At 73.2% G+C, this 7,805-nt stretch carries 8 protein-coding genes; 7 read left to right on the plus strand and 1 reads right to left on the minus strand.

The window, feature by feature from the left end:
- The coding region (locus tag J0670_RS23455) for a GNAT family N-acetyltransferase (protein ID WP_207813628.1) at positions 1-737 on the plus strand (737 nt) is incomplete at its 5' end.
- On the plus strand, positions 734-1,576 hold the full coding sequence (locus J0670_RS23460; RefSeq protein ID WP_207813629.1) for a 1-acyl-sn-glycerol-3-phosphate acyltransferase: 843 nt from the start codon (positions 734-736) through the stop codon (positions 1,574-1,576). The genes J0670_RS23455 and J0670_RS23460, both read left to right, overlap by 4 nt.
- Before the next feature lie 96 nt (positions 1,577-1,672).
- On the opposite strand, the gene J0670_RS23465 is transcribed toward J0670_RS23460, so the two are convergent.
- Positions 1,673-3,241 (minus strand): MFS transporter, encoded by a 1,569-nt coding sequence (locus tag J0670_RS23465; RefSeq protein WP_207813630.1) that lies wholly within the window; start codon positions 3,239-3,241, stop codon positions 1,673-1,675.
- Between the two features lie 145 nt (positions 3,242-3,386).
- Here J0670_RS23465 and J0670_RS23470 point away from each other — a divergent pair, with 145 nt between their 5' ends.
- From J0670_RS23470 to J0670_RS23490, 5 genes are all read left to right on the plus strand, one after another.
- Entirely contained in the window at positions 3,387-4,124 is a 738-nt protein-coding gene (locus J0670_RS23470; protein ID WP_207813631.1) for a TetR/AcrR family transcriptional regulator, read from the plus strand.
- Between the two features lie 67 nt (positions 4,125-4,191).
- Positions 4,192-5,208, plus strand: coding sequence for a prolyl aminopeptidase (gene pip / locus J0670_RS23475; protein ID WP_207813632.1), 1,017 nt, complete (start codon positions 4,192-4,194; stop codon positions 5,206-5,208).
- 17 nt (positions 5,209-5,225) lie between these two features.
- The gene (locus J0670_RS23480; RefSeq protein WP_207813633.1) at positions 5,226-6,236 is read left to right on the plus strand and encodes a YdcF family protein; all 1,011 of its coding nucleotides are present in this window, start codon (positions 5,226-5,228) and stop codon (positions 6,234-6,236) included.
- Between the two features lie 181 nt (positions 6,237-6,417).
- Positions 6,418-7,221, plus strand: a complete 804-nt coding sequence (locus J0670_RS23485) for a glycerophosphodiester phosphodiesterase (RefSeq protein ID WP_207813634.1) — start codon at positions 6,418-6,420, stop codon at positions 7,219-7,221.
- A partial coding sequence (locus J0670_RS23490) for an MFS transporter (protein WP_207813635.1) occupies positions 7,218-7,805 on the plus strand: 588 nt, incomplete at its 3' end. The genes J0670_RS23485 and J0670_RS23490, both read left to right, overlap by 4 nt.

Here is a 7,805-nt window from a genome sequence, read left to right on the forward strand (position 1 = left end):
GCTACACCGTCTCCCTCGCCCGCGACGAGGAGGACGTGCGCGCCGCCCAGCGACTGCGCCACGAGGTGTTCGCCACCGAGCTCGGCGCCGTCCTCCACAGCCCGGTCGACGGGCTCGACGTCGACCCCTTCGACGAGTACTGCGACCACCTGCTGGTCCGCGAGGCCGAGCAGGGCACCGTCGTCGGCACCTACCGGCTGCTGCCCCCCGACGCCGCCCGCCGGGCCGGACGGCTGTACTCCGAGGGCGAGTTCGACCTCTCCGCCCTCGCGCCGGTGCGTCCCGGCCTGGTCGAGCTCGGCCGCTCCTGCATCCACCCCGACCACCGGGGCAGCGGCGCGGTCATCAACCTGATGTGGGGCGGCATCGCCCGCTACCTGGCCGACACCGGCAACACCTGGGTCGGCGGCTGCTGCTCGATCGAGCTGGCGGACGGCGGCGCCACCGCGGCCCGGGTCTGGGACACCGTCAGCGCCAAGCACCTGGCCCCCGAGGAGTACCGGGTCACCCCGCACCGCCGCTGGGACGCCACCGGTGTGCCGCGCGCCGAGCGCGGCGCCCTGCCCGCCCTGCTCCGCGGCTACCTGCGGCTGGGCGCCTGGGTCTGCGGCGAGCCCGCGTTCGACCCGGACTTCGGCTGCGCCGACCTGTACGTGCTGCTGTCGCTGGAGCGCACCGACCCGCGCTACCTGCGGCACTTCCTGTCCGGAGCCCCCGCCTTGGGCGCCTCGTCATGAGCGTCTGGCTGCCGACCGCGCCCTGCCGGCCGGAGACCTGCCTGGGCGAGCGCGCGCCGGAGGTCTCCCATGCCCGGCGCGCGCTGCGGCTGACCGCCTGTCTGGTGGCGGTCCTGGCCGGGGTGGTGCTCAGCCTGCCGGTGCGGCTGCTGCCGTACGGTGCCCGGGACCGGCTGATCCGGCTCTGGGCACGGGTGCTGCTGCGCAGCCTCGGGGTGACCGTCCACCTCGGCACGCCCGGTCGGGGTGGAAAGGCCGGCGGTGGGGTCGGCGGCGCGGTCGGCGGCGGGGCCTTGGTGGTGGCCAACCACGTGTCCTGGCTGGACATCCCGCTGCTCGCGGCCGGCCGACCGGGCCGGTCACTGGCCAAGACCGAGGTCCGGCAGTGGCCGGTGCTCGGCCGGCTGGTGGCCTGGGGCGGCACCGTGTTCCTGGACCGCGACCGACTGCGGACCCTCCCGGACACCGTGGCGACGGTGGCCGAGGAGCTGCGCTCCGGGCACCCGGTGATCGTCTTCCCGGAGGGATCGACCTGGTGCGGGCGGGAGAGCGGCCGGTTCCGGCCCGCACTGTTCCAGGCCGCCGTGGAGGCGGGCGCCTTCGTCCAACCGGTGACGATCCGCTACCGGCTGGCGGACGGCCGGCTCACCAGCGCGCCCGCCTTCATCGGCGACGAGGGGCTGCTGACCTCGCTCGCCCGGGTGGTCGCGGTGCGCGGGCTGGTGGCGGACGTCACCTTCCTGCCGCCGATCCCGCCGCCCGGGCCGCAGCCCACCCGGGCGGGGGCCCGGCGGGAGCTGGCCCGCGCGGCGCAGGCGGCGGTGGAGGGGATCCGCTGACGGGCCCCGGCTGAGGCCCCGTCACGGCGCGGCGCCGTCCCGCTCACGCCATGCCGGTCAGGCCGTCCCGCTCAGGCCGTTCCGGTCAGGCATGCCTCAGGCGGAGCGGGCCTCGGCCAGTTCCTCCGGCTGCGGCAGGCCGGAGGAACCGGCCGGGGCGAGCGGCCGGCCCCGGCCGAGCAGCACGGCCACCAGGACGGCGGTGACGGCGAGCGCGCCCGCGCCGCTGAGCACGGCGAGGTGTATGCCGTCGATGAAGGCGCCGTCCACCGCCGCCCGGACCGGCTCGGGCAGCGCGGGCGCCGTACCGCCGGACCCGTAGGACGCGCCGGCCGGGGCGTCCGCGATCGAGCCGACGGCCTGCGGCGGGACGCCGAGGCGGTGCAGGGCGGAGGTCAGCGAGTCGGACATCCGGTTGGTCAGGACGGCACCGAGCACGGCGATCCCGAGCACGCCGCCGAGTTCGCGCAGGGTGTTGATGCTCGCCGAGGCCATTCCCATCTGTGCCGGGGAGACCCGCTGCATCACCCCGATCGACACCGGGGTGAAGGTCATGCCCATCCCCAGGCCCATCGCGAGCAGCGTCCACACATAGGCCGGGTAGTGGGCGTGGTCGCCGTACAGCGACAGGCCGCCGAGGCCCACCGCGCACAGCGCCAGGCCGAACACCAGCGGCACCCGCGGACCGTACTTGGCGGTCAGCCCGCCGGCCAGTGGCGCGGCGATCACGAGCATCGCGGTCATCGGCAGCCCTGCGTAGCCCGCGGCGGCCGGGGACCAGCCGAGCACGCCCTGCATCATCAGCGGCAGGAAGAACGATGCGCCGAACATTCCGAAGCTGACCATGAACCCGCTGAGCATCGCGCCGCCGAGCGGGCCGTCACGGAACAGCCGCAGCTCCAGCATCGGCTCGGCGAGGCGCAGTTCGAGCAGCAGGAAGGCGACCAGCAGGACGACGGCCCCGGCTCCGCAGCCCAGCACCCGGGCGTCCGTCCAGCCCCGGGAGGGGCCCTCGATCAGCGCGTAGACCAGCAGGCCCAGGCCGGCGGCGGACAGCGCGAGGCCGGCCAGGTCGATGCGGCGCGGTCGCGGGGCGATGTCCGGCAGGACGCGGACGGCCAGCAGCAGCCCGGCCACACCGATCGGCACGTTGATCCAGAACACGCTGGCCCAGCCGAGGTGTTCGACCATCGGGCCGCCGACCACCGGGCCGACCGACAGGCCGAGCGCGGAGACCCCGGACCAGGTGCCGATCGCCTTGGCGCGCTCGCGCTCGTCGGTGAAGACGTGCCGCAGCAGGGTGAGGCTGCCGGGGGTGAGCAGCGCGGCCCCGACGCCCTGCAGCATCCGGGCGCCGACCAGCACGCCGATCGACCCGGCCAGGGCGGCCACCGCGGAGCCGACCGTGAACAGGGCGAGGCCGAGGCGGAACACCCGGGTGCGACCGTAGCGGTCGCCGAGCGCGCCACCGGTCAGCACCAGGGCGGCGTAGACCAGGCTGTAGCCCTCGGCGACCCACTGGAGGCCGCTGATCCCGGTGTCCAGGTCCTGCCCGATCCGGGGCAGGGCGTTGTTGACGATGACGTTGTCCAGCATGGACATGAACATGGTGACGCAGAGCGTGAACAGCGCGAGCCGCTTGCGGCGGGCGCTCGACTCTCCCATGGAGCCCTCCCTGATTGAGGCCCCTAACAGCGTTAGGGGCGGTCCGACAGGCACAGAGTGCACCTAACGGTGTTAGATTGCAAATGGAATTTCCGGGCCCCACGACGGGGCCCCCGCGACACCGCTGGGAGGCGTCCGCACAGCCATGCCGGAGAACGAGACCGCCGCACCGGAGAAGACCGCCGCACCGGGGAACGAGACCGCCGCACCGGCGGACAGCGCCGGAACACCCGCCGTGACCAGGGAAGCCCTCGCCCAGGCGGCGCTACGGATACTGGAACGGGACGGCCTGGCCGGGCTGTCGATGCGCAAGGTCGCCGCCGAGGTCGGCGTCAAGGCGGCCTCGCTGTACTGGCACGTCCGCAACAAGGAGGAGCTGCTCGACCTGCTCAACGACGCCATCATGGCCTCGGCCGAGCCGCCGCCGCGCGAGGGCGACTGGCGGGTCCAGCTGCGCGACTACTGCTGGCGCTACCGGCGGCTGCTGAACGACAACCGCGACGCCGTCAGGATCGTCGCCGGCCGCTTCGCCCCGGGGCCGCACGTGTTCGAGCTGCTGGAGGACCAGCTGGACCGCCTGCGCACGGCGGGATTCTCCAATGAGCACGCCGCCCTGACCTCCTACCTGCTCAGCTCCTTCGTCCAGGGCTTCGTGTTGCAGGAGCAGTCACCGATGTCGGCCGCCCACTCCGGCGGCGCCAGCCGCCTGGACGTCGTCACCGGGGTCCGCGACCGGTTCCGCGCCCTGCCCGTCGGCGTCTTCCCCAACCTGGTCGAGCTCGCCGGGGACCTCGCCGAGCCGAACTTCGACGCCCGCTTCGAGTTCTGCGTCGAGCGCATCCTGGACGGCCTGGCGGCCCTCCTCCCGCCGGACCGGCACTGACCCCCCGGTTCCTGACGGCGGGTAAGCTCCCCCGGTACCCGTTCGCACCTTCACGGAGGAGTGACCCATGCCCGGGCCGTATTCCCACGAAGCGCCGTACGCACAGGGCCTGTTGGACGTCGGCGACGGGCAGCGGATCCACTGGAACACCTCCGGCGACCCGGAGGGCCGGCCGGCCGTGCTGGTGCACGGCGGTCCCGGTTCGGGCCACAACCCCGGCTCCCGGCGCTACTTCGACCCCGCGCGCTTCCGGGTCGTCCAGTACGACCAGCGCGGCTGCGGCCGCAGCCTGCCGCACGCCGCCGACCCGTCCACCGCGCTGGCGCACAACACCACCGCGCACCTGGTCGCCGACCTGGAGCGGCTGCGCGAGCACCTGGGCATCGACAAGTGGCTGCTGTACGGCGGCTCGTGGGGCTCCACACTGATCCTCGCGTACGCCGAGGCCCACCCGGAGCGGGTCTCCGGGATCGTGATCTGCGGGGTCACCATGACCCGCCCTCAGGAGACCGACTGGCTCTACCGGGGCGTCGGCCGCTTCCTGCCGGGCCCGTGGGAGGAGTTCCGCGACTTCCTGCCCGCCGCCGACCGGGACGGCGACGTCCTCGACCTGCTCGCCGCCTACAGCCGACTGCTCGACAGCCCGGAGGAGGGCGTCCGGCGGGCCGCCGCCCAGGCCTGGGCCACCTGGGAGGACGCCGTCATCTCCCACGAGGTGCTAGGGAAGCCGAACGCCTACACCGACCGCCCCTCCGACGCGCTGATGGCCTTCACCCGGATCACCGCGCACTACTTCTCGCACCAGGCCTTCCTGGAGGACGGCCAACTGCTGCGCGACGCCCACCGCTTGGCCGGGATCCCCGGCGAGCTGATCCACGGGCGGCTGGACCTCGGCTCGCCGCTCGAAACCGCCTGGCAGCTCGCCAGGGCCTGGCCCGACGCCCGGCTGACGGTCATCGACGAGGCCGGGCACACCGGCAGCCCGCGCATGGAGGAGGCGATCCTCGCGGCCGTCGAGCGCCTCGCCCGAGCCGCGAGCGACCGCACGCCCCGGGACGGCTTGGTCGATCATACAAACGGCTAACGCCTACCATACGAAGTATGTTCGCCTATGCCCCAGCCGCCCTGTTCTTCCTCCTGTTCGGAATCGGGGTACTACGCGACCGACGGCAGTTCAGCAACGCCGTCCTGCTCGGCATCGCCGTCTCGCTCCTCTCCCTCGCCCTGCTCACCGAACTCCGCAAGGCGCCAACCCTGGTGGTAGAGCTCGTGGCGGTGGCGATCTTCCTGCTTCCGACCGTCGGAACGGTGGCCCTGGTCTGGTTCCTGCTCGCCAACGGCGTGACGATGATCCGCAAGGAGGGCAGGCGACCGGCCAACCTCCTCTCCCTGCTCGCCGGCCTCGGCATCATCGGCGTGATCATGCTGCTGCTCGCGGCCCTCGCCACCGGCTCGTTCCGGCTGGGCGTCCTGGCGGGCACCGCCGTGCTGGTGGTCGGCTACGTCTCCTTCCTGTTCGTCTGCTTCGTCGGCTACGCCTTCCTGTACGGCCGCCACCGGCCGCGCCGGGACGTGGACTTCGTGGTCGTCCTCGGCTCCGGGCTGATCGGCGGCGAGCGCGTCCCGCCGCTGCTGGCCAGCCGACTCGACCGGGGCCGCGAGGTGTACGAGAAGCAGGCCGCGCGCGGCAACCCGCCGGTGCTGATCACCTCCGGCGGCCAGGGGCCGGACGAGAAGCTGCCGGAGTCCCACGCGATGGCCGACTACCTCGTCGAACGCGGCTTCCCGGCCGAGCACATCGAGCGGGAGGACCGTTCGCGCACCACCGAGGAGAACCTGCTCCTCAGCAAGGCCATCATGGTGCAGGCCAAACCCGACTACCGCTGCGTCGTGGTGACCAACAACTTCCACGCGTTCCGGGCCGCGCTGACCGCCCGCAAGACCGGTGTCAACGGCCACGTCTTCGGCTCGCCCACCGCCCGGTACTACTGGCCGAGCGCGACCATCCGCGAGTTCGCGGCGATCTTCCTCTCCCACAAGCTGATCAACTTCGGGATCTGCGGCCTCCTCGCGCTCGCCGGACTTCTGGCGGCCCTCGCCCCGGGCCTCTGAGCCCCGGGCGGAGGTGACGACGGGCCGGCCGGGCCTCGTACCGGCCGGCCCGTCGCATTCGCTCCCATGACGCTCCGACCACCGTTACCGCTTGACAGGGTGCGTAATACTGTAACGCGCGTGGCCCGGGCCCCCGCGGGCCCGTCAGGCGCCTCTTCCAGCAGCTCGGAGCACGCACGACATGCACCCCTTCCTCGACCATCCGGGCCCGCTCGCCTTCGCGCACCGGGGCGGCGACCTCGGCCACCCCGAGAACTCGCTCGCCGCCTTCGAGGCCGCCGTCGCCCTCGGGTACCGCTACCTGGAGACGGACGTGCACGCCACGAGCGACGGCGTGCTGCTGGCCTTCCACGACTCCCGCCTCGACCGGGTCACCGACCGCACCGGGGCGGTGGCGGAGCTGCCCTGGGCGACCGTCAGGCAGGCCCGGATCGGCGGCACCGAACCCGTCCCGCTGTTGGAGGACCTGCTCGGCTCCTTTCCCGCCGCCCGCTTCAACATCGACGTCAAGGCGGCGCCGGCCATCGCTCCGCTGGTCGAGGCGATCCGCCGGACGAACGCCTGGGACCGGGTCTGCGTCGGCGGCTTCTCCGACAGCCGCCTCGCCGCCGTCCGCGCCGCCGCCGGCCCCCGGCTGGCCACCTCGCTCGGCCCGCGCGAGGTGGCCCGGCTGCGGCTGCGCTCGCTGGCCGGGCCGCTGCTGCCCGGCCGCGGGGCGCCGTACACCGGGGTCTGCGCCCAGGTGCCGGAGCGCCACCGGGGCGTGCGGGTCGTCGACCGGGCCTTCGTACGGGCCGCGCACCGCCTCGGCCTGCAGGTCCACGTCTGGACTGTGGACGATCCCACACGGATCAGGGCTCTCCTCGACCTCGGTGTGGATGGCATCATGGCCGATCGCATCGACGTCCTGCGGGACGTCCTCGGCGAGCGCGGCTGCTGGACCGACGGCAGCACCGGCTCCGGCACGGCGATAGGAGCCGTATGAGCACCACGGACCATCAGAAGGACCACGTGGCGGACCCCCCGCCGACCGCCGACGACGACCGCGACCTGCGCCGCATGCGGTTCGGTTGGTACATCAACGACTGGGCCAACGCCGCCTTCTCCGCCACCGTCCTGACGGTCTTCCTCGGGCCGTACCTGACCTCCGTCGCCAAGAACGCGGCCGACGCGGCCGGCGACGTGCACCCGCTCGGACTCTCGATACGCGCCGGATCGTTCTTCCCCTACACGGTCTCCTTCTCCGTCCTGATCTCGGTCGCGGCGATGCTGCTGACCGGCACCTTCGCGGACCGCACCGGGCGGCACAAGGAGCTGATGTGCGGCTTCGCGTACGTCGGCGCGATCGCCACGATGGGCATGTTCCTCCTCGACGGCGACCGCTACCTGCTCGGCGGAGCACTGCTGGTCGTCGCCAACATCTCGTACGCGGTCTCGGTCGCGCTCTCCTACGCCTACCTCCCGGGCCTGGCCTCCCCCGACGAGCGCGACGCGGTCTCCTCCAAGGGCTGGGCCTACGGCTACGCGGGCGGCGGACTGCTGCTGATCGCCAACCTGGCGCTGTTCGAG

Origin of the sequence: Streptomyces sp. FH025, assembly GCF_017427025.1 — a bacterium.
Taxonomy (GTDB): Bacteria; Actinomycetota; Actinomycetes; order Streptomycetales; family Streptomycetaceae; genus Kitasatospora.

Coding starts and splice junctions, on each gene's coding strand:
- J0670_RS23460 (WP_207813629.1), top strand. CDS start 734: ATGAGCGTCTGGCTGCCGACCGCGCCCTGCCGGCCGGAGACCTGCCTG.
- J0670_RS23480 (WP_207813633.1), top strand. CDS start 5,226: ATGTTCGCCTATGCCCCAGCCGCCCTGTTCTTCCTCCTGTTCGGAATC.
- J0670_RS23485 (WP_207813634.1), top strand. CDS start 6,418: ATGCACCCCTTCCTCGACCATCCGGGCCCGCTCGCCTTCGCGCACCGG.
- J0670_RS23465 (WP_207813630.1), bottom strand. CDS start 3,241: ATGGGAGAGTCGAGCGCCCGCCGCAAGCGGCTCGCGCTGTTCACGCTC.
- J0670_RS23470 (WP_207813631.1), top strand. CDS start 3,387: ATGCCGGAGAACGAGACCGCCGCACCGGAGAAGACCGCCGCACCGGGG.
- pip (WP_207813632.1), top strand. CDS start 4,192: ATGCCCGGGCCGTATTCCCACGAAGCGCCGTACGCACAGGGCCTGTTG.